A 20837-nucleotide genomic window follows, 5' to 3' on the forward strand; every position below is an offset into this window, starting at 1 on the left:
TAGAAAGACAGAAATTAGAGAGAGAACATTACCCAATATCAGGAGGATATGAGAGTGGAAGCAACGATGCAAGGCAAGAAACAGGCAACTCCAAACGAACAACGAAAGCTGAAGGCATTGCCGATACTGGTGTCCCTGCTGCTCGCAGGCTTTATCGGCATGTTCAGTGAAACGGCGCTGAATGTGGCGCTGTCCGATCTGATGACGGTGCTGCAGATTACGCCGACGACGGCACAATGGCTGACAACGGCCTATCTGCTGACCCTCGGGATTCTGGTGCCGATTTCCGGGCTCCTGCTGCAATGGTTTACAACGAGACAGCTCTTCATTACAGCAGTGTCTTTCTCGATTGTAGGAACGCTTCTTGCGGCGATAGCACCGAGCTTTGAATTTCTGCTGACGGCCCGTGTCGTTCAGGCCATCGGCACCGCACTGCTGCTGCCGCTGATGTTCAACACGATTCTGGTCATTATTCCGGCCGAACGCAGAGGCGCGGCGATGGGTCTGATCGGTCTGGTCATTATGGTGGCCCCGGCGGTCGGTCCGACCATTGCCGGACTGCTGATCGAGAACCTGAGCTGGCACTGGATCTTCTGGCTGTCGCTGCCGTTCCTGGCGGCTGCCCTGATCTGTGGAATTCTCTTTATGCAGAATGTATCGAAGGTCACCAAGCCGAAAATTGATGCCTTGTCCGTCTTATTGTCCAGCCTTGGCTTCGGCGGCATCGTCTTTGGCTTCAGCAGCGCCGGCGAAGAGGGCGGCTGGGGCAGCGAGAAGGTCATTATCGCTATTGCTGTCGGCGTTATTGCCCTGGTACTGTTTGTGATCCGCCAGATGAACATGAAGCAGCCGATGATCAATCTGCGCGCCTTCCGTTATCCGATGTTCACTGTCGGCGTGATTATGATCTTCATCTGTATGATGGTCATCCTGTCGTCGATGCTGATTCTGCCGATGTATCTGCAGCAGGGTCAGGGATACACTGCCTTCAAAGCGGGTCTGCTTCTTCTGCCGGGCGGCATTATCAACGGTCTGATGTCTCCGATCATGGGTCGTCTGTTCGATAAATACGGTCCGAAGTGGCTGGTCATTCCAGGCCTGATCGTGGTGGGCGCATCCCTGTGGTTCTTCTCCAGCATTACAGCAACTTCAACGGTGGTCTTCGTCATTGTGCTGCACAGCACGCTGATGATTGGCGTCTCGATGATTATGATGCCTGCACAGACCAACGGGATTAACCAGTTGCCGATGGAATTCTATCCGGACGGCACGGCGATCATGAACACGCTGCAGCAGGTAGCGGGCGCGATCGGTACGGCGCTGGCGGTCAGTATCATGACTTCCGGCACTGAGAGCTATCTGAAGACGGCGGCGAATCCGGCCGATCCGGCGAATGCGATTGCGGCGTTCACGCACGGCGTACAGAACGCTTTCATCTTCGGTATGATTATGGCTGTCATCGGCCTGGCCGTATCGTTCTTCCTGAAGCGGGTTGTGGTCAGCCACAAGTCGCAAATGCCAATGCACTAAGCGGAGTTTATGGAGCAATCAGCAATTATAACGGATTAAATCACAGCCCATCCTTGACGGATGGGCTGTTTGTTTTACTGCCGGAAGAGGAAGCTTTTTACAAATGAAAAGAGATCGTGTATATTAATACATAGATTTACGAGGTATAGGGAGGTAGCGCAATGAAGGTCAGCAAGGAATTGCTGAAGGGAAGCACCGGCACGCTCATTCTGACGCTGCTGCAGGAGAAGCCGCTATACGGTTATGAGCTGATCAAGCTGCTGGAGCAGCGGTCGGGCGGGATTTTCTCGCTTAAGGAAGGAACACTCTACCCGATTCTGCATGCGATGGAGACGGAGCGCTGGGTGGAGGCGTACTGGCAGGAGGTTGACGGGCGCAGGCGCAAATATTACCGGATTCAGGACGAAGGCCGGCTCAAGCTGCAAGAGAAGAAATCGGAGTGGCTGCTGTTCAGGGGTGCGGTCGATGCCGTACTGGGGGAGGGATAACATGTTTTGGCGCAAAAACGTAATGATACGTAAAAAACGTAATTCAGGGCGGTGAGCACACATCCGGTGACCATCAAGCGGCGGAGCGCTATCTGGACGAGGTGTGCATCCACATCCGGGCCAGGGAAATGCACGGTGAAATCCGCAGCGAGCTGGCGGGACATCTGGAAGACCGGGTGAGCGAGTGGGAGCAAGACGGCAAGACGCGCCAGGAAGCGGAGACGATGGCAGTCAGCCAGATGGGTGATCCCGTGGCGTTGGGCAAGGAGCTGAATAAAGCGCACCGGCCGCGGATGCCGTGGAAGCTGCTCGGTGCGGTGCTGGGGCTGGCGGCCATCAGCCTGCTCGGGATGGGCTCGCTGCAGGCCGGCGGAATGCCGGTTGGCGTTGCACTGATGCCGCTGCAGAGGCAGGCGGTGTTTATCCTGATCGGCATGGCGCTGATGCTGGCAGGTTATTTTGCCGATTACCGCAAACTTCTGAAGGGGTCATGGTGGATATACGGCGCCGCGCTGTTCATGATTGCTTTTGTCGGACGCTATGGATTGATGATTAACGGACAGCGCTCCTACTGGATATTGGTGCCGCTGGGCTTCAGCTTTGACGCTGTTTCTCTAAGCCTGTATATGCTGGTCCTTGCCCTGGCCGGGATTCTCATCATGGAGAAGTCAGCGGGCAGACTCGGTAAGCGGCGGAACATCCTCCGGGAAGCGGCAGTCCTGCTGATTCCGTTGCCGTTCTACGTGCTGGCCGGCGGTCTGCCGGAATTGGCACTTTATCTGGTCAGCGCTCTTGCGCTCTATACCTGGTTTACTGGTAGGTGGCTGCGTTCGTGTATTGCCGTAACGGTGCTGGCGCTCGGCAGCCTGCCTTATCTATGGAAGCAGGTTCATTTCCGGGACCGGCTGCTGGGAGCCGTTGACTATAATATCAACCCGGATTCCAGCGGATATATGTACAGAATGCTTCACGAAACGATGCAGTCAGCCGGTTGGTGGGGACACGGGTTCGGCGCGGTTGCTGACAAGATTCCTTTTTCCTACAGCGACATGCTGCCTGCGTATATGATTCATACCTTCGGATGGGCGGGAGGGCTGGTGCTGGCCGGTGCCGTGTTCGCTTTCTTTGCGGTCCTCCGCTTATGCTACCGTACTGTCCGCGATCCTTACGGCAAGGCTCTGATGCTGTCGCTGTCGCTCCTGCTTGCCGTACAGATGGTATACGGGCTCTCGGTCTTAAGCGGCAAAATGTTTATTGCGAGCCTGTCGTTCCCTTTCCTGAGCTACGGCGGCCATGTTCTATTGGAATTTGCCGTGCTGGGCCTGATCATGGGGATCTATCGGCGCAAAGATATCACTCCGGCCATGCAGCTTGCGCCCGCCGCTAAAGGATAATAGACCGGTAAATACTGGACGGATTGTCCGCTGAAAACGTATACTGGTGGCAAAAGGCTTCATGCGGAGAGGAGGCGCACGGGACTTGTTACGAAGAAGGCAGGTTGGCATCAGAGCTATGGCAGCTCTGCTGGCGGTTATTTGGGGACTTGGCTCCTTGTCTCCATCCGCTGAGGGCAGCGCAGCAAATGCCGCAAGCGGCGGGCAACAGCCGGCAACAGCCGCAGACGCAACAATGATAAAGAAGAACAATCTGCCGAAGGGGTTTGTCTATCTGGATGAGGTCATTCCTGCTGCACAGTTTGAAATCCGGTATTACACGGCGAACAATTTCGTAGGCGCTAGGATCGACGGTTACAAGGCGCCGCTGGCGATTTTCTCGAAGGAAGCGGCTGCGGCGCTGAAGAAGGTCAGCGATGATCTGGCGCAGAAAGGCTACATTCTGCATATCTACGACGCATACCGTCCGCAGAAAGCGGTCAATCATTTTCTCCGCTGGTCGCAGGATGCATCCGATGTAAAGACGAAGCAGCAATATTATCCCCGGCTTGACAAACGCAATCTGTTCAAGCTGGGCTTCATTGCCAAGAAATCGGGTCACTCCCGGGGCAGCACGGTTGATTTGACGCTGGCGGACAAGAAGACGGGTGAACTGGTGGACATGGGCAGTCCGTTCGATTTCTTCGGCGAGATATCGTATTACAATACGACGCTCGTCAGCGCCAGGCAGCATGCGAACCGGAAGGTGCTGAAGGATGCGATGGAGAAGCGGGGCTTCAAGTATTACAGCAAGGAATGGTGGCATTTTACGCTCATGAAGGAGCCGTATCCAAGCACTTATTTTAATTTTAATGTAGAGTGAAATTTTTACCCGGTCTGTCCGGAAATTTTACAAGAAGAGGTTTATCCCGGCCATAAGAACGAATATAGTTGAATGTGTAAAGTGACTATACGTTGAGACTTGCGTGCATAATAAGGTAAATACAGGAGAGGTGGAATTGACTTGAAGAAGACAATCTCAGCCATGATCCTCGTCATACTGATATTTGCAGCGGGAATGGGGATAGATAGGGTGCCGCTGGCAGCCGCGGCCAAGGCGACCAGCGTTATTCTGAATGGACAGGCGGTTTCACTGGGAGCGTCCGACGTGTACATGAGCAGCGGTACGGTGATGCTTCCCTTACGGGAACTGGCGGAGGCGCTGAAATATAAGGCTTCCTACCAGGCGGCTACCGGATTGGTGCAGCTGACCCGGCTGCAGGAGAAGGTAGAGTTCAATGCCGGCGGCAGCGAGATTGTGCTGAACGGCAAAGACAAAGCAGTGTTCAAGGGCGCGGCGGAATTCCGGCAAGGCCGCCTCTATGTACCGCTGCCGTTCTTCAATGCGCTGGGTCTCATCACAAGCTATGATCCGCAGGCCGATCAAGCCGTAATCTATTCACCGGAAGTGCTGGCGGCTGCCATTACCGGGCTGCTGGCGGCCGGGAATGTTCAGGACCTGGCCAGCCGCTATTTCGGTCCTGCATCCGGAGAGAAGCTGTCCTTGCTGCAGGTTCAGCAGAGCTGGGAGCGGCTTGCCGGCCAGGCCGGCAAATATTTCGGAATTAAAGCGGTGGAGAGCAAGCGGAACGAAGGCGGTATGGAGATTAAGAGCGTACTCAGCTTTGCGAGTGGCGAGGCTTCGCTGAAGCTGGTCGTGGATTCCTCCGGTGCCGTGACTGCCCTTGAGCTGCAGCCGGCTCCGGCGAGTCCGGCAGGCGCTGCTGCAGCCCAATAAAGCCTACGGATTAAAGGAAAAGCCGCTTGCAGAAAGCGGCTTTTTTGGGCATAGAGCACAGAATAGTCAGCGGAACATCAGCAGGCGCTCCAGCGGGCCAAAGACAGCCTGAATGACCAAAGCCAGCTGAAACTGGTCGTGGAACACATATAGCACCTCCGATATAATTATTAAGAAGACGATGCTTCCTGTGACCAGGAGGAACGTCTTCTTTTTTCGCTTATTGCAGGCCGGGCTAGCGACAAGCAGACCAGAGTGGCGACTGGAAGAATGCCCGGTTTTTCTGATCGGTTCGATACATTGCATAAGCTGTTCGTTCTGAACGGTACAAAGCCGCCCGGGCAGAGAGTCCGGGCGGCTTGAACAAAATATTATTTTAGATAAGGTGAATCTTGACATTGTTGTTTGGGTTTACAGATCAGCTCTGCGTTTCTTGAGCACCCGGGAGGGGCCTCCGGCAGGATAAGCCTTGCCGAGAAGCTCGGAGGCGACAATCCCCAGCAGCACGAGGGCTGCACCGGCGTAGCCTTGCTGGGACAGCTGCTCACCGGCGAACCAGTAGCCGAAGAATGCGGCGAACACCGGCTCCAGTGCGAAGATCAGACCGGTGCGGGTAGGCGTTGTATACTTCTGCGCGATAGGCTGCAGGATGAAGCCGCAGCCGCTGCACAGGATGCCCAGTGCCAGAATGGCAATCCAGCCCGGCAGCGTGGAAGGCAGAACGGGAGTTTCGAAGAAGAATGAAAGCACCAGTGCAAAGCCCGCTGCGAAGCCGAGCTGCAGAATTCCGAGCTGCAGCGAATCGCAAGTCTTGACCGCCTTGGCCGTAAACAGGATCTGCAGGGCATAAAAAACAGCCGAGAGGACGCACAGCAAATCGCCCGGCGCAAAGGTCAGCGAGGCATTCAGCGTAAGCAGTCCGATTCCCGTAATGGCGAGCAGGGCGCCGAAGACTTGCGGCGGAGCGATTCTTTTCTTGAAGACGAGGCGGTCCAGCAGCGGTACGAACACGACCGTCAAGGCTACCAGAAACCCGGCGTTCGACGTGCTGGTGGTCTTAAGCCCGAAGGTAATGCAGGTAAACACTCCGAGCAGCAGGAATCCGAGCAGTGCGCCGTATTTCAGCGTAGCAGCGTTGAGGCCACGCAGCCGTTTGCGGAACAGCAGGGAGGCGAGAATAAACGCCAGGCCGAAGCGGAGTGCGATCAGATTAAATTCGCCAAGCGTCCCAAGACCCATTTTCATGAAAATATAGGAAGAACCCCAGAACAAAGTTACGATCAGGAGCATTAGTTCAGCCTTATGCGGCTTCATGCATTCATCATCCTTCTTCTTGTCAGCTGAGTATAGTATAATATGCGTTATTCCATAAGTTAACTGAATGTTTGTCATAGGATACATGAGAGTAATTCATGCAAAAGAGGGGGCTGGAACGGTTTGAGCATCAGTAAATATGAAGTGTTTCTGAAGGTAGTGGAGCTGGGAAGCCTGACCAAGGCTGCCGAGGTGCTGGGCTTTACCCAGTCAGGGATCAGTCATACGATCAGCGCCCTCGAATCGGAGTTCGGGTTCGCCCTGCTGGTCCGCAGCCGCTCCGGCGTCAAGCTCACGGTCAACGGGGAACAGGTGCTGCAGCCGATCCGTGAGATTTTGAACTGGAATGAGCAGCTTAAGCAGCGGGTGGCCGAAATCCACGGCCTGGAGACGGGAACGATCACTATCGGCACCTTCACGAGTGTCTCTGTGCACTGGTTGCCGGGGATGATCAAGGAATTCCGGGCGGAGTATCCGTATATCGAGTTTAAGCTGATGGAGGGCACGTATCTGGAAATTGAGCAGTGGATTGAAGCGGGAGTGGTGGATTGCGGCTTCATCTCGCTTCCCACACGCGAAAGCTTCGAGGTCATTCCGCTGAAGCGGGACCGGATGCTGGCCATTGTTGCCAAGGATCATCCGTTAAGCGAAGCCCCGTATATGCCGCTTGCGCAGCTTGCTTATGAAGACTTCATCATTCAGAAGGCCGGCTCCGACTATGATGCCCGCCGCGTGCTGGACAAAGCGGGGATCAAGCCCAATATCCGCTTCTCCGCCGGAGACGATTATGCGATTATGGCGATGGTGGAGAACGGGCTGGGCATCAGTATTTTGCCGGAGCTCGTGATTACACGCCAGAGTCACAACATCGCCATTCTGGAGCTGGAGGAACGCAGCTTCCGTTCGCTGGGCATTGCCGTGGGTTCGCTGCGTTATGCGTCCCCGGCCACACGGAGATTTCTGCGCCATGTGCAGGATTGGCTGAACAAGCACAATTAGAAAAGGCAGCTCAAGGTCCAGGCCTTAAACTGCCGCTGTATAATGTATCGGTTATACACTGCTACTGAATAGGGTCCAGCCTCTTCAGCAGACCGGCGTATTGCGAGAGCAGCACCTCATCATCAACCCGGGAACCGGAGGCGTAATATTCGATCCTTCCGCTGCCGGAGCCAAGGGATGTCCTTCCTCCGAGAATAGCTTTCAGGTTGCGCGCCGTTCCGGTATTGCCGGAAATAAACTGCGTCTGCGGCGGGAAGAGCTGCCGGAGAACGGGAATGAAATAGGGGAAGTGGGTGCAGCCCAGCACAACTGTTCCGTACTTGCACAGTTCCAGTCCGGCGAACTGCTCCCGAAGATAAGGACGGACGCTTTCTTCACGGAAATCAAAGCGCTCAGCCAGGCGGACCAGGCCGGGAAGGGCGAGACTGTCGACGATATCCCGGGAATCCAGGCGCTTGACGAGGTTATGATATTTGTCCTCCTGCAAGGTCAGCGGGGTGGCGAGCACCAGCACCTTCTTGGGAGTGCCTTCGACCTGCCGCACAGCAGGCTTGACGGCAGGCTCAATGCCGAGTATAGGATAGTCGTATTGCATGCGGAGCTCTTGTACAGCAATGCTGGTCGCGGTGTTGCAGGCAATAACCAGGGCTTCGGCCCCTTGGCTGAAAATAAACCGCACAGCTTCGGCGATATATTGTTTCACCTCTTCTTTGGGCTTCTCCCCATAGGGAACATGGGCGCTGTCGGCATAAAACAGATAGTCTTCATCCGGCAGCAATTTCAGGGCCTGGTGGAGTACGGTCAATCCGCCGATCCCCGAATCAAAGAATCCGATCTTCAAAGTGCACACCATTCTTTCGTGAATTTACTTGTCTTTGGCTTTTAATTGTTTTATTTTATCATTCACAGGTTGACGGATGGAAGGGTACATGAGAGAATGTACGCGTGTACATTAAAATATTGGGCGTACCCACTGGGCTTGCCGGGTGTGCAGCAAGAGAGGTGATCCGTTATCGCCAGTCGCAAAGAGGTGGCTGAGCGGGCCGGCGTATCCGAAGCCACGGTATCGCGTGTGCTGAATAATGTCGGCCCGATGAAAGAGGAGACCCGCCGGCGTGTGCTGGCCGCCGCCGGCGAGCTCGGGTATACGCCCAGCTCGCTGGCCCGCAGCTTTGCCCGGCGGCGCAGCGGCAATCTGGGCGTTATTATGCCTAACCTGCCCAAAGCGCGGTTATTCTCCGCCTATTATTTCTCGGAAATTCTCAGCGGGATCGGCAGTAAAGCCAGGGAAGAAGGCTATGATCTCCTGGTAATCTTCCGCGATTCGGATGAGCCGCCCGATTATTGCGGACTCTTCCGGATGCGGAAAGTCGATGCCTGCATCATACTGGGTACCAAGGAAGAGCCGGGAGAGCTGGCCGCTCTGCGGCTGCTCCATGAAGAAGGCCATCCCTACTGCCTGATCAACCAGCATTTCGCCGCCGAAGGGTTCCATGAGGTCGATGCCGACCATGTTGCCGGCGCCCGGCAGGCGACTGAGCATTTGCTGGAGCAGGGCCTTCGCCGGATCGCCTTCCTGAACGGCCCGGCAGCCTACTCGAACAGCCGGGACCGCCTATGCGGTTATGAAAGCGCACTCGCAGCCGCCGGTCTGCTGCCTGATCCGGCGCTGCTGCTGGAGGGCAACTTCAGCCGCCGCAGCGGATATGAGGCGGCGAAGACGGTAGCTGCGCAGCTTGAGCGCATTGAAGGGCTGGTGGTCGCCAACGACCGGATGGCGATCGGCTTACAGCAGGGGCTGCGGGAGCTGGGCATTACGCCGGAGCGCATGCCGGCCATCGTCGGCTACGACGACTCCGATGCCGCAGAACTGACGGTGCCTGCGCTTAGCAGCGTCAGGGTCCCGTTCTTTGACCTGGGAGCGATTGCCGCCGCCCGGGTGCTGGAGCTGCCGGAGTTGGATGCGGACAAATGCCGGAATCAGGCGATTTCGGTCAAGCTGCCGACCCGGCTGATTGTCCGTGCCTCATCGATCAAAACGAAGGAGGAGTAAGATGAATAAGCTGCGAATCGGAATGATCGGATACAAATTTATGGGAAAGGCCCACAGCAATGCCTACCGCAGTCTGCCGATGTTCTTCCCGGAGGCACTGAAGCCGGAGATGAAGGCTATCTGCGGTCGTAACGGTGAAGCGGTAAGACAGGCTGCGGCGCAGCTCGGCTGGGAGGAGGCGGTGACCGATTGGCGCGAGCTGGTGGCCCGCGAGGATATCGACCTGATCGATATCAATGCGCCCAGCGACGCCCATAAGGAGATCGCCCTGGCAGCGGCACGGGCGGGCAAGCATATCTTCTGCGAGAAGCCGCTGGCGCTGAGCCTGGCGGATTCCCGCGAGATGCTGGAGGCAGCCGAAGCTGCCGGAATTCTGCATATGATCGGCTTCAATTACCGCTTCTCCCCGGCGGTTAAGCTGGCCAAGCGGCTGGTGGACAGCGGCCGGCTCGGGAAGATCTATCACTTCCGCGCCTGGTTCCTGCAGGACTGGATTCTCGATCCTGAATTCCCGCTGGTCTGGCGGCTGCAGAAGGATGTGGCCGGCTCGGGTTCACTGGGTGACCTGGGGGCGCATCTGATCGACCTGGCCCACTTTCTGGTCGGCGATATCTCGGAGGTGATCGGGATGAGCGAGACCTTCGTCAAGGAGCGGCCGCTCGCGGCCGAGATGACAGGCCTCAGCGCCAAGGCCGGAGCCGGAGGGCCGCGGGGACCGGTAACGGTCGACGATGCGACGCTGTTTATGGCCCGGTTCAAGGACGGGGCGCTGGGCAGCTTTGAGGCGACCCGCTTCGCAGCCGGACACCGCTCCACCAACGCTTTTGAGATTAACGGCAGCCTGGGCAGCGTGCGCTTTGACTTTGAGCGGATGAATGAGCTGGAGGTCTACTTCACCTCGGATGAAGAGGACGTGCAGGGCTTCCGGCGGGTGCTCGCCACTGACCCGGTTCATGACTATGCTGCAGCATGGTGGCCGCCGGGGCATACGATCGGCTTCGAGCATACGTTTATCCACGAAATGCTGGAGCTTTCAAACGCAGTAGAAACAGGGCGGCAGCCGGTGCCGAATTTCCGCGACGGGGTGAAATGCCAGGCGGTGCTGGAAGCGGTGGAGCGTTCCGCTGCAGAACGGCGCTGGATAGAGGTTCACTAAGCAAGCATGCAGGAAACCATAATTGATTCATGCAGAGGAGCGAATGGACGATGAACAAAGCATTGATTGTCTGGGGCGGTTGGGACGGACATGAGCCGGAGCAGGTGGCCGGCATATTCGCCGGTCTGCTCCGCGGAGCGGGCTTCGAGGTAGAGGTGGCCGATACGCTGGAGGCGTTCGCCGACCGGGAGAAGCTGCTGGGACTGGACCTGATTGTCCCGGTATGGACCATGGGGCAGATTGAACAGCGGCTGGTCGATAATGTATCGGCGGCCGTGCAGAATGGAACCGGGCTCGCAGGCTGTCACGGCGGTATGTGCGACGCCTTCCGCAACAATGTTGACTGGCAGTTCATGACGGGCGGGCAATGGGTGGCGCATCCGGGGAATGACGGAGTGAACTACACAGTCGAAATCCGCCACAGCTCCAGCCCGCTGGTGGATGGCATCGGCGACTTCACTGTTTGCACGGAGCAATATTATCTGCATGTCGACCCGGCGGTGGAGGTGCTGGCCACCACCCGCTTCCCGGTCATTCAAGGACCGCATTCCTTCAATAAAGCGGCTGATATGCCGGTCATTTGGACTAAACGCTGGGGTTACGGCCGCGTGTACTATAATTCGCTGGGCCATCATGCCGACATTGTCGCACTGCCGCAGGTGAAGGAGCTGATGCGCCGCGGCCTGCTGTGGGCGGCGGAAGGCAAACAGAATGCGCCAGCGCTGCAGGGGCTTGCCGGAGCCGCCGGATATACAGGCATGGCAGACAGTCAATAAAGAGACAGGAGGTGAATCTCGAATGGAGAAAGTGAAGGTAGGCATCATCGGCTGCGGCAAAATCAGCGGCATCTACATGGAAAACTGCCGTAAATTTGAAATTCTGTCCCTGTACGCCTGTGCGGATATCGATCCGGAACGGGCGCGCGGACAGGCGGAGCAATACGGTATTCCCCATGTGTATACGGTGGAAGAGCTGCTCAGTGATCCCGATATTGAAATCGTCATCAACCTGACGATTCCTGCCGCCCACGCGGATATCAGCCGGCGGGCGCTGGAGGCGGGCAAGCATGTGTATGTGGAGAAGCCGCTGACCGTTACCCGGGAAGAAGGGCAAGCGGTTCTGCAGCTAGCGGCGGAACGGGGCCTGCTGGTGGGCAGCGCGCCCGAGACGTTCCTGGGCGCGGGCATCCAGACCGCCTTGAAGCTGCTGGAGGATGGCCAAATCGGCCGCCCCGTTGCGGCTACGGCTTTCATGATGGCCCGGGGGCATGAGCACTGGCATCCGGACCCGGAATTCTATTATGCTGCGGGCGGCGGGCCGCTGTTCGATATGGGGCCGTATTATTTGACGGCGCTGATCCAGCTGCTCGGACCGGTTGCGCAAGTGGCTGGCATGACCGGCAAGGCGCTGGAGCAACGCGTCATCAGCAGCGAGAAGAAGGCCGGGCAGCTCATTCCGGTCGAAGTGCCGACGCATGTCGCCGGCACGCTGCAATTCGCCGGCGGCGCCATTGCCACGCTCATTACCAGCTTCGATATCTTCGGTGGAACCGATCTGCCGCCGATCGAGATTTACGGGACGGAAGGGACGCTGCGTGTACCCGACCCGAATACCTTCGGCGGTCCGGTGCTTTACCGCCGCACCGGGGAGAACAGCTGGAGCGAGCAGCCGCTGCTGCCCGGCTATGATCAGAATACGCGGGGCATCGGCCCGGCGGATATGGCCTATGCCATCCGCAAGGGACGGCAGCACCGCGCCAGCGGCGAGCTCGCGTACCATGTGCTGGAGGCGATGTGGGCCTTGTATGATTCCGCCGATGCGCAGGCCTTTTACCGGATGAAGAGCACCTGCAGCCGCCCTGCACCGCTGCCGGACGGACTGGCTCCTTATACACTGGATTGATCGGCCATAATTAACGGACGATCTGCGCCTTTGTGCAACCTATCTCCTGCTTCCTTCGTTTGGAAATTAAGCAACTGAAGGAAGGTGGGTCTATGATGGCGTTGCGCAAAGGCGCATTTGTGTTATTGGCAGTGCTGCTGCTTGGCGGCTGCAGCGGAGAAGGAAGTCCCGCGCTCCAGGCTCCCGGCGCCGCCGGGGCAGGCGAATTTCAGCCGGACGAATCGCAGCCGGACGAATCGCAGCATGACGAATCGCAGCCGGATGAATTTCAGCCGGACGAATCTCAACCGGACGAATCGCAGCCGGACGAGTCCAATTCCGGCAAATTCCCGGCTACGCCGGAAGATGTTATAGCCTATCTGCAGGCACAGAAGCTCCGGAACGGGGATATCTATCTGGAGAATGCGAAGGTGCATATAAATATTGTCGGGCTAACTCCGGAGATCATGTCCGGTTTTGCTGCGAAATATACAGGGGATACCTATGAGCTGCACAACGTGGAGTTTACGGCAGCGGAGCTGATCGCCGTCCAGCAGGAATTGGCGGACTCCGGACTGATGGCCCGGTTGAAGCTTTACGGATCTACTGTCGATATTATCCGTAACCGGCTTGTCATTGATTTGCCGGATGATGCTCTGGAAGCGGCGGAGGCAGAGATCGGGGAACACTTGGGCTCCGATATGCTTCTGTTTGCGCCGACGGCGCTTGGTGAACCGCATGTTACCGGAACCATCGTAGAGATTGCTTCCGGTAGCAGAGAACAGGCGCAGATCCTGATCCAAGAGCCTGGTCAGCCCGAACCGACCTATTGGTTCTCGTTCGATGAGTACTCCAAGATCTATGAGGCTGACGGTAGGGAAACCGGAGCCGGCGGGATACGCCAGGGCCAGCAGGTCAAGATTTGGAGTACCGGCACGATCAATAGCTCCCTCCCGGCCCAGGGGACCGTGCGGCGGCTCGAACTGGTCGAACAGTAACCGAAGCAGGCGTCCGCACTATCTCAGGGCTTTGCGCGCTCCTGAAGGTGTCTTACCTCTATACTGCTTGTACAGCTTGGTGAAGTAATTGGGATTGTCGCAGCCGACCCGGCCGGCAATCTCCGTTACGGTCAGATCGGTCTCGCGCAGCAGCCGGTCTGCTTCATTCACCCGGCACAGGTTCACATAATCAATGAAGGTGCGCCCGGTCAATTTCTTGAAGGTCTTGCAGAAATGATAAGGATTGAGGTTGACGCGGCCGGCCGCCTCTTCAATCGTCAGCTTCTCGTCATAATGCCGCTCCAGATACTCCAGCAGCGGTTTGAAGCGTTCCTGTGTCCGCGAATGCCGCTGGATCCCTGCACCAACGGCTCCGGGCTGGGGCGGAAACAGGCGGGCAAGCAGAGTGAGGAAGAGATGCAGCTGATTCTTGACGACCAGCTGAAATGCCGGTGCTTTGGCATGCACCTCCCGGATCATCCCGTCAAGCAGGCCGTAATAAGCGGAGCAGTCGCTGTTCCGCTCTTTCGGCTTGACCGGAAACCGGCAGCGGTTGTTCAGATAAGGAGCCACCAATTGCTCATGCTGGAGATCCTGGCTGCGGTCCTTAAATAGCGAAGCGTGGAATACTATGGACACATAGGACACGCTGCCGGTAGTCCGGCTGTACCCGACATGCAGGCCGCCGGGCGGTACAATCAGCACATCGCCGGGACCGGCTTCATAGGGGCTGCTGTCCACGTGAAAGATGGCATGCCCTTCTTGCATGACAATAATTTCAATATGTTCATGCCAGTGGAGATAAAGGATATTCTGCTCCGGCTTCGCCTCTCGGCATTCGTTGAAGAAGAGCCGGAACGGATAGGTGCTTTCTTCAAGCTGAGGGTATTCCTTGAGTTCGTTCGGATAGGTCACCCTGGCTTCAGCTCCCCGCAAGATTGGACTATATTCGCACAAGATAGTAAGAGAAATCGCCGAAAGTAAGCGTTATACTTGGCTTGCTGGAAATAATAATAACCAATATTGGAGTGGTAAACAAGATGGATAACAATATTCGGATTGGAACCCTGGTCAATGGAGGAGACGCGGTCAGAGTCATCCCGCAGATTGTGAACCACGGCTTTGAATCGTTCAGTCTTACCTTCTGGCAGACTACCGGTGACACCGATCTTACTGACACGGCAGCGCGAGTACGCGAGCTGGCTGCCGAGCATCATTTCGTTATTTCTTCCGTCGGCATCTTCGGCAATCCGTTGACCGGTACCGGCGATAATGCCGATACACTGGCCAGCTGGGAGCGGCTGATTGATCATGCGCACCTGTTCGGGGCCGATATTGTGTCAGGCTTTACCGGACGTTTGACCGGTCAATCCATCGATGAATCCTTACCCAGGTTTGCAGAGGTGTTCGGCGAACTGTCCAAGCGGGCAGCGGACCGCGGGCTGCGCATCGCCTTTGAGAACTGTTCCATGGACGGCAACTGGCAGACCGGGGACTGGAACATCGCCCATAATCCTACCGCCTGGGAGAAGATGTTCAACGCGGTACCGGCGGATAATCTCGGCTTGGAATGGGAGCCCTGTCACCAGATGGTCGCGCTGATCGATCCGATTCCGCAGCTGCGCAAATGGACGGACCGGATCTTCCATGTTCACGGCAAGGACGCCACGATTGCCTGGGATGTGGTCCGGGAATACGGCATTCATGGACCGAAGCCGTATGTCTGGCACCGGACACCGGGCTTCGGAGATACGAACTGGACCGACGTCATTACGATTCTGCGGCAAGCCGGATATCAGGGCACCATTGACATCGAAGGCTGGCATGATCCCGTCTACCGGGATGAGCTGGAAATGACAGGGCAGGTGCATGCACTGAATTACCTGAAGACTTGCCGGGGCGGCAGCTTTGTGCCGAATCCGGTATAAACGCCTGAGGAGGAATACCATCATGACAGCACACTACCGAGTGGCGGTCGCCGGCTGCGGAGCCATGGCCGGCGAGTGGATCACTTACGCCCTGAAACGAAAGGATACGGACATTGTCGCATTGGTGGACCTGCGCGCGGAAGCGGCTTCAGCAGCGGCGGCCAAGTACGGTTTGACTGCCGGGATTTACACCGATCTGCAGCAGGCGATAACAGAGACCGGAGCCAATCTGGTCTTTGATGTTACCGTGCCGGAGAGCCACTTTGCCGTGGCCGGAACGGCGCTGGATGCCGGCTGCCATGTATTCAGCGAGAAGCCGCTGGCCGCTTCCATGGAGCAGTGCAACCAGATTGTGGCATTAGCCGGGCGCAGCGGCCGCAGTCATGCCGTGATGCAGAACCGCCGGTTTGATCCGCGCATCCGTGCCCTGCGGAAGCTGGTGGCGGCAGGTACGATCGGCCGCCCGGGATATATCGGGGCGAGCTTTTTCCTGGCCCCGCATTTCGGCGGATTCCGCGATGCCATGCAAAGTCCCCTTCTTCTGGACATGGCCATCCATACCTTCGACCAAGCCCGATTGATCAGCGGAGCCGACCCGGTGACGGTCTACTGCCAGGAATTCAATCCCCACGGCTCCTGGTACGCAGGCAACGCAGCGGCGGTCTGCATCTTTGAAATGTCCGACGGCTCGGTGTTCTCTTACCAGGGTTCCTGGTGCGCAGAAGGAGCGCCTACCTCCTGGGAAGCTTCCTGGCGGATTCAGGGCGAGAAGGGCGCTGCGCTATGGGACGGCCAAGGGATGCCGTATGCGGAGATCATTGCCCCGGACTCCTCCGGCAAGTTCATTCATGATTATGTGCGGGTGGAGGCGGAGCCGGCCGAGCTGAGCGAAACCTTTCATCACGGTTGTCTGGCGGAGATGTTCCTCTCGCTTAAAGAGATGCGGCCGGCGGAGACGGACTGCCGTGATAACCGCTACAGCATGGCTATGGTCTTCGGTGCGCTGGAAAGCGCCCGGTGCGGCCGTAAGGTGGAGATTGCAGAGCTCCTGGATCGAGCCGGAGTACCAGTGGTATAACTTCTTTCAATAACGGAAGAGTAAACGCGCCCATTGTATGCGAAAAATCGAATACAATGGGCCGCCGCGAAGGTAAACGCGCCCATTGTATGCGAAAAATCGAACACAATGGGCCGCCGCGAAGGGAAATGGGCCCATTGTATGCGAAAAATCGAATACAATGGGCCGCCGCGAAGGTGAACGGGCCCATTGTATGCGAAAAATCGAATACAATGGGCCGCCGCGAAGCTAAACGCGCCCATTGTATGCGAAAAATCGAATACAATGGGCCGCCGCGAAGGTGAACGGGCCCATTGTATGCGAAACGAAGCTGTCCCCAAACGGCCATTCATGGCTTAGGAGACAGCTTCTTTCTTTGCACAAGAGGCGCCGTGTATCCTCACCGGACTTCGGCAGTTGACGGTATACGGGAGGTGTTCGGCAAAAAACAATACACCAGATCCTTATATTTCTGCGAGTTTAATTCGCTATAAATGTAGTGGTGATAGCGTTCAACATGCTCCGGCCGAGCATGCGCCCGGTACTTCTCGAATAACCCGATGCAGATGGCGATGTTGGAGTCGCTCATAATGCGGATGGAGTATTCCAGACTTCCCAGCAGATAATGAAGGCCATCGTCCCAGCGTTCTTTCCTCAAATGATAGATCGCCAACTCCGTCAGGAACCGGGTATAGCGGTCCTTCGTTAAGGGCTCTGTGAATGAGCCTAACCTGCTTTGCTGTTCCTGATAGGCCAAATGGCGGTGGAACCGCTCCAGGATATGATCGACATCCATCTGGAACCGGTTGGCGGCTTGCATGATTTTGAATAGGGCCGGAAAGATTTCCTGCTCGCGCGGCTGCAGATAGCCGATATATTCAGCAAGTACCGCAGTCTGACCCGACATCAGGCGGTATAAATACTGATTCGTTGTCGCCCATTCCTGAAACTGTTCAACAATCAGAGCCTCTTCATCGCTGACAGGGAGCTTTATCCAGCTGGTGTCGCTGTACATTAAGGTGTAGCGTAACGCCTCACCGTAATCTTCCCGCTCATCATTCACTCCCGCTAAAGACAGATAGCCGTACATAACATAATAGATCAGCGGACGGGAGGACTGCTTCTCGGACGGGTCATTATGGGCAAAATATTGATATTGAACGGAAGCTTTACGCGAGAGAAGCGTTGCCCAGTATTCGACTTTGTCCCATTGGCGCAGGGAGGCATACACATCAGCCAGCGTCTTGATGGCATCCAGCTGGTCGCATTCGTCCAGACGTTCCACATAGGGCTCGAACTGATTGGCGGCATGCAGATTGGCGGCTTGGTTGTCCCCGAGGGAGATATGGAACAGCCGGAAGCGGCACAAAGCCAAACGTTCGGAGTGCTGCAGACGCTCGCCTTCGGCTACACTTTCATAAATGATTGCCGCAGCCGCATACAGATGACGGTGGTATAATTCCTCGGCGCTCTCGAACAATAGCGGCAAATAAACCAGATGATCCAGAATATTGCCGACTACGCGGCGTATCGCTTCCAGCTTGTCCAGTTCCGCGCACCGAAGCAGCAGGGGACCGATCCGCCGCCAGTTGGCCGAGCCGCCCAATATATAGCTATCGATATAAAGGTCGTAATAATACCCCGCACTTTGTCCCATGGCCTCTGTGATCCGGTCCAGCTGCTGCATGGCAATCGGACGGTTACTGTTGATGATGTTGCTCAGCGTTCCCGAATGCAGGCCGCATTTCTCGGCAAACCGGGATATGGATAAGGATTCCCTCGACATGTAATCTTCAATTTCGGTCAGCATCGTGATTTGATCGTTCAAAGCGGGACGGAGCCTCCTAACATGATGTCGAAAGATACATATATATTCCATTATTATACATGTATACGGGCCATTCAAGCTTGGAGAATGAAGAATATGTGAAAAATTACGTTTTTAAGCGATAAACAACTTGAAAAAGACGAAAAAAAGAGCTGCAACCATCGCAGCTCCTTACTCCAGGGATTCTAGTCCCTCCAGGATTAAAATTAGAAACCTCTGTATTGCGGCTCTTCCTGTTCAAGCTGTGTGACGCGGCCTTCGACCTGCTGCACGATTTGCTGAGTCTGCTCGGCGGCGCTGGTGAACAGCGTTTTGGCTTCCTGATTCTGCGTTTCCAGCGCGAACTGCTCCAGGCTGGCCTGAGCACTTTTGAGAGAGGCAAGACAAGTTTTTACCTGAGCGGCGACTGTCATATGCGGTTTCATCCTCCGTTTGAATAAATTAGCTTGCGGTCAACGCATAGTATTCCTGCTGGAGCGGATGATATACAGGGAGAAAACACCAGCCTTTTGCAGTCCGTTTACCGGATAAACAGGCGGCATCTGGCAGAAAATGAACTTATCCGCATTGCGGAAATTACATAATGTCTATAGGAGGGAATGGTTATGCCCGAATGGCTCGAAGTGATGTGGCGCACGTTCTTCGCCGTGGTTGTACTCTTTTTTCTGACCAAGCTGCTGGGTAAAAGACAGGTGTCGCAGCTTTCTTTCTTCGAGTACATCACCGGAATCACAGTCGGAAGTTTAGCGGCTTATATTTCACTGGATACGGATAAGACCTGGCATCTGGGGCTGATTGCCTTAGGGGTATGGGTTGGTCTCTCGTTTGTGATTGAATATCTGCAAATCAAAAGCAAGAAGGCCCGGGATTTCATCGATTTCAAATCGACGGTGCTGATCAAGGACGGCAAAATTCTGGAAGATAACATGAAGAAGGAACGTCTGACTACGGATGAACTGCTGGCCGAACTGCGGAAAAAGGATGTATTCAAGCTCGCAGATGTCGAATTTGCCATCATGGAGTCGGACGGGGCGATCAATGTGCTGCTGAACCGGGAGAACCAGCCGCTGACCCCGCAGCAGCTCGGCATTAAGGTTGCACCGGAGCAGGCTGCGCAGGCCGTCATTATGGACGGCAAAATCATGGACGAGGCGCTTGATACACTGGGCTTGACCCGGCAATGGCTGGACGGCGCGCTTGCGAAGCAGGGCCTTACCGTCCAGAACGTGTTCCTTGGCCAGGTTGACGCTTACGGCGAGCTTTATGCGGATCTGTATGCGGACAAGGTGCAGGTGCCCAAGCCGCAGGACAAGCCGCAATTATATGCCTTGCTAAAGAAATGTGAGGCTGACTTGGAGCTGTTCGGCTTATCTACACAGAATGAAGCGGCCAGGCATATGTACGGTAACAGCTCCCGGGAGTTACAGAAGCTGCTGAAGAAGCTGAAGCCGTTTATTCAGAATTAAATGCTCTACGGCATCTGAAAGCCGGGCAATCCGCAGGGATGCCGGCTTTTTGTGTGTAGAAGGATGATAATTCACATAAATGTAATAATGAGGTAAAAAAACATCTGTACAAAACCAGATATTTCCTTATAGTTGGAATTAGGATGTCTGCTGCCAAAAACTACGTGCTTCACTTAAACGCAGACCATGTTCATGAATACGGAGGGATGCCATGCCATTAAAAGTCGCCACAGCGCGTTAGACTGTAAAGCAAGCGGGTTCGTATGAGGACCATAAATCATTTTAAATTATAATTCATAATGGAGGTAAATGTTAACGTGAAAATAAAAAAGCGTTTTGCCCTCTCCGCAGTGTTTCTTTCGGCTGCGCTTACGCTCGGCAGCTTCAATTTCGGTACATTCCCGGTTCAGGCGGCCAGCGTCTTCAGCGACGGCTTTGAATCCGGCAGTGCGGGCAATTGGACCCCGACCGCTGGCACATGGTCCGTGGTGCAGGACGGCGGCTCTTATGTGTATTATCAATCAAGCACCAATGAAGGCCGTACTTCCGCCGGCAGTGCTTCGTGGACCGATTACAGCGTACAGGCCGACGTCAAGGTCGAGGACTTCAACGGCAGCAACCGCGCTTATGTCTGCGCCCGTTACAAGGACGGCAACAACTATTACGCGGCGTCCTTGTCCGGAAGTAACGGGGGAACCCTGGAAATCCGCAAGAAGGTCGGCGGCTCCAGCAGCACCCTGGCCACCAAAGCAAACTTCCCGCTTACTACCGGAACCGCTTACAACGTAAAGCTGGAAGTGAGCGGTGACTCAATTAATATGTATGTAAACAATGTGCTGCAGTTAAATGCACACGATAACAATTTGACATCCGGAGGCATCGGCCTGATCGCCTTCAAGACCAAAACCAAGTTTGATAATGTAACCGTATCCACGGGCGGCACCACAACGCCGACACCGACTCCGACG

General features: G+C 55.9%; 19 protein-coding genes. 14 read left to right on the forward strand and 5 right to left on the reverse strand.

Annotated elements, in window-relative coordinates; translation table 11 throughout:
• The first annotated feature begins 66 nt into the window (after positions 1-66).
• From F1381_RS06195 to F1381_RS06215, 5 genes are all read left to right on the forward strand, one after another.
• A complete protein-coding gene (locus F1381_RS06195; RefSeq protein ID WP_425495252.1) occupies positions 67-1530 on the forward strand; it encodes a DHA2 family efflux MFS transporter permease subunit in 1464 nt (487 codons plus the stop codon).
• A gap of 161 nt (positions 1531-1691) precedes the next feature.
• Positions 1692-2018 carry a PadR family transcriptional regulator gene (locus tag F1381_RS06200; protein WP_151733960.1) on the forward strand — a complete coding sequence of 109 codons (327 nt, stop codon included), beginning with the start codon at positions 1692-1694 and terminating at the stop codon, positions 2016-2018.
• 101 nt (positions 2019-2119) lie between these two features.
• A complete protein-coding gene (locus F1381_RS06205) occupies positions 2120-3412 on the forward strand; it encodes an FtsW/RodA/SpoVE family cell cycle protein (protein WP_151733961.1) in 1293 nt (430 codons plus the stop codon).
• Between the two features lie 85 nt (positions 3413-3497).
• Positions 3498-4274 (forward strand): M15 family metallopeptidase, encoded by a 777-nt coding sequence (locus F1381_RS06210; protein WP_222850422.1) that lies wholly within the window; start codon positions 3498-3500, stop codon positions 4272-4274.
• Between the two features lie 141 nt (positions 4275-4415).
• Positions 4416-5189: a copper amine oxidase N-terminal domain-containing protein gene (locus tag F1381_RS06215; protein ID WP_151733962.1), complete on the forward strand. Its 774-nt coding sequence runs from the start codon at positions 4416-4418 to the stop codon at positions 5187-5189.
• A 411-nt stretch (positions 5190-5600) separates the two neighbouring features.
• Here F1381_RS06215 and F1381_RS06220 read toward each other — a convergent pair whose 3' ends face one another.
• Entirely contained in the window at positions 5601-6503 is a 903-nt protein-coding gene (locus F1381_RS06220) for a DMT family transporter (protein ID WP_151733963.1), read from the reverse strand.
• 123 nt (positions 6504-6626) lie between these two features.
• Between F1381_RS06220 and F1381_RS06225 the strand changes: the two genes are divergently transcribed.
• Entirely contained in the window at positions 6627-7502 is an 876-nt protein-coding gene (locus F1381_RS06225) for a LysR family transcriptional regulator (protein ID WP_151733964.1), read from the forward strand.
• Between the two features lie 61 nt (positions 7503-7563).
• Here the strand turns inward: F1381_RS06225 and murI are convergent, their stop codons facing one another.
• Complete coding sequence (gene murI, locus F1381_RS06230; RefSeq protein ID WP_151733965.1) at positions 7564-8343, reverse strand: glutamate racemase; 780 nt, start codon at positions 8341-8343, stop codon at positions 7564-7566.
• Between the two features lie 189 nt (positions 8344-8532).
• Here murI and F1381_RS06235 point away from each other — a divergent pair, with 189 nt between their 5' ends.
• From F1381_RS06235 to F1381_RS06255, 5 genes are all read left to right on the forward strand, one after another.
• Entirely contained in the window at positions 8533-9555 is a 1023-nt protein-coding gene (locus tag F1381_RS06235; RefSeq protein WP_246187925.1) for a LacI family DNA-binding transcriptional regulator, read from the forward strand.
• Position 9556: 1 nt separating this feature from the next.
• Positions 9557-10711 (forward strand): Gfo/Idh/MocA family protein, encoded by a 1155-nt coding sequence (locus F1381_RS06240; RefSeq protein ID WP_151733966.1) that lies wholly within the window; start codon positions 9557-9559, stop codon positions 10709-10711.
• A 50-nt stretch (positions 10712-10761) separates the two neighbouring features.
• Positions 10762-11487, forward strand: a complete 726-nt coding sequence (locus F1381_RS06245; RefSeq protein ID WP_151733967.1) for a ThuA domain-containing protein — start codon at positions 10762-10764, stop codon at positions 11485-11487.
• A 22-nt stretch (positions 11488-11509) separates the two neighbouring features.
• Positions 11510-12613 carry a Gfo/Idh/MocA family protein gene (locus F1381_RS06250; protein WP_151733968.1) on the forward strand — a complete coding sequence of 368 codons (1104 nt, stop codon included), beginning with the start codon at positions 11510-11512 and terminating at the stop codon, positions 12611-12613.
• Between the two features lie 95 nt (positions 12614-12708).
• Positions 12709-13590, forward strand: coding sequence for a DUF3221 domain-containing protein (locus F1381_RS06255; protein ID WP_187355218.1), 882 nt, complete (start codon positions 12709-12711; stop codon positions 13588-13590).
• A gap of 18 nt (positions 13591-13608) precedes the next feature.
• Here the strand turns inward: F1381_RS06255 and F1381_RS06260 are convergent, their stop codons facing one another.
• Positions 13609-14505 (reverse strand): helix-turn-helix transcriptional regulator, encoded by an 897-nt coding sequence (locus F1381_RS06260; RefSeq protein ID WP_151733970.1) that lies wholly within the window; start codon positions 14503-14505, stop codon positions 13609-13611.
• Positions 14506-14630: 125 nt separating this feature from the next.
• Between F1381_RS06260 and F1381_RS06265 the strand changes: the two genes are divergently transcribed.
• Both F1381_RS06265 and F1381_RS06270 read left to right on the forward strand, forming a co-directional pair.
• Positions 14631-15518, forward strand: coding sequence for a sugar phosphate isomerase/epimerase family protein (locus tag F1381_RS06265; protein WP_151733971.1), 888 nt, complete (start codon positions 14631-14633; stop codon positions 15516-15518).
• Between the two features lie 22 nt (positions 15519-15540).
• On the forward strand, positions 15541-16596 hold the full coding sequence (locus F1381_RS06270) for a Gfo/Idh/MocA family protein (RefSeq protein WP_151733972.1): 1056 nt from the start codon (positions 15541-15543) through the stop codon (positions 16594-16596).
• Between the two features lie 379 nt (positions 16597-16975).
• Here the strand turns inward: F1381_RS06270 and F1381_RS06275 are convergent, their stop codons facing one another.
• Positions 16976-18403 (reverse strand): helix-turn-helix domain-containing protein, encoded by a 1428-nt coding sequence (locus F1381_RS06275; RefSeq protein ID WP_151733973.1) that lies wholly within the window; start codon positions 18401-18403, stop codon positions 16976-16978.
• Positions 18404-18609: 206 nt separating this feature from the next.
• The gene (locus F1381_RS06280) at positions 18610-18816 is read right to left on the reverse strand and encodes a DUF1657 domain-containing protein (protein WP_151733974.1); all 207 of its coding nucleotides are present in this window, start codon (positions 18814-18816) and stop codon (positions 18610-18612) included.
• Positions 18817-19008: 192 nt separating this feature from the next.
• Here F1381_RS06280 and F1381_RS06285 point away from each other — a divergent pair, with 192 nt between their 5' ends.
• Positions 19009-19869: a DUF421 domain-containing protein gene (locus F1381_RS06285; RefSeq protein ID WP_151733975.1), complete on the forward strand. Its 861-nt coding sequence runs from the start codon at positions 19009-19011 to the stop codon at positions 19867-19869.
• Positions 19870-20837: the final 968 nt, after the last annotated feature.

It is taken from the genome of Paenibacillus tengchongensis (assembly GCF_008973665.1).
In the GTDB taxonomy this organism is placed as follows: Bacteria; Bacillota; Bacilli; order Paenibacillales; family Paenibacillaceae; genus Paenibacillus_AQ; species Paenibacillus_AQ tengchongensis.

Coding starts and splice junctions, on each gene's coding strand:
- F1381_RS06195 (WP_425495252.1), top strand. CDS start 67: ATGCAAGGCAAGAAACAGGCAACTCCAAACGAACAACGAAAGCTGAAG.
- F1381_RS06200 (WP_151733960.1), top strand. CDS start 1,692: ATGAAGGTCAGCAAGGAATTGCTGAAGGGAAGCACCGGCACGCTCATT.
- F1381_RS06220 (WP_151733963.1), bottom strand. CDS start 6,503: ATGAAGCCGCATAAGGCTGAACTAATGCTCCTGATCGTAACTTTGTTC.
- F1381_RS06240 (WP_151733966.1), top strand. CDS start 9,557: ATGAATAAGCTGCGAATCGGAATGATCGGATACAAATTTATGGGAAAG.
- F1381_RS06245 (WP_151733967.1), top strand. CDS start 10,762: ATGAACAAAGCATTGATTGTCTGGGGCGGTTGGGACGGACATGAGCCG.
- F1381_RS06250 (WP_151733968.1), top strand. CDS start 11,510: ATGGAGAAAGTGAAGGTAGGCATCATCGGCTGCGGCAAAATCAGCGGC.
- F1381_RS06255 (WP_187355218.1), top strand. CDS start 12,709: ATGGCGTTGCGCAAAGGCGCATTTGTGTTATTGGCAGTGCTGCTGCTT.
- F1381_RS06265 (WP_151733971.1), top strand. CDS start 14,631: ATGGATAACAATATTCGGATTGGAACCCTGGTCAATGGAGGAGACGCG.
- F1381_RS06270 (WP_151733972.1), top strand. CDS start 15,541: ATGACAGCACACTACCGAGTGGCGGTCGCCGGCTGCGGAGCCATGGCC.
- F1381_RS06280 (WP_151733974.1), bottom strand. CDS start 18,816: ATGACAGTCGCCGCTCAGGTAAAAACTTGTCTTGCCTCTCTCAAAAGT.
- F1381_RS06285 (WP_151733975.1), top strand. CDS start 19,009: ATGCCCGAATGGCTCGAAGTGATGTGGCGCACGTTCTTCGCCGTGGTT.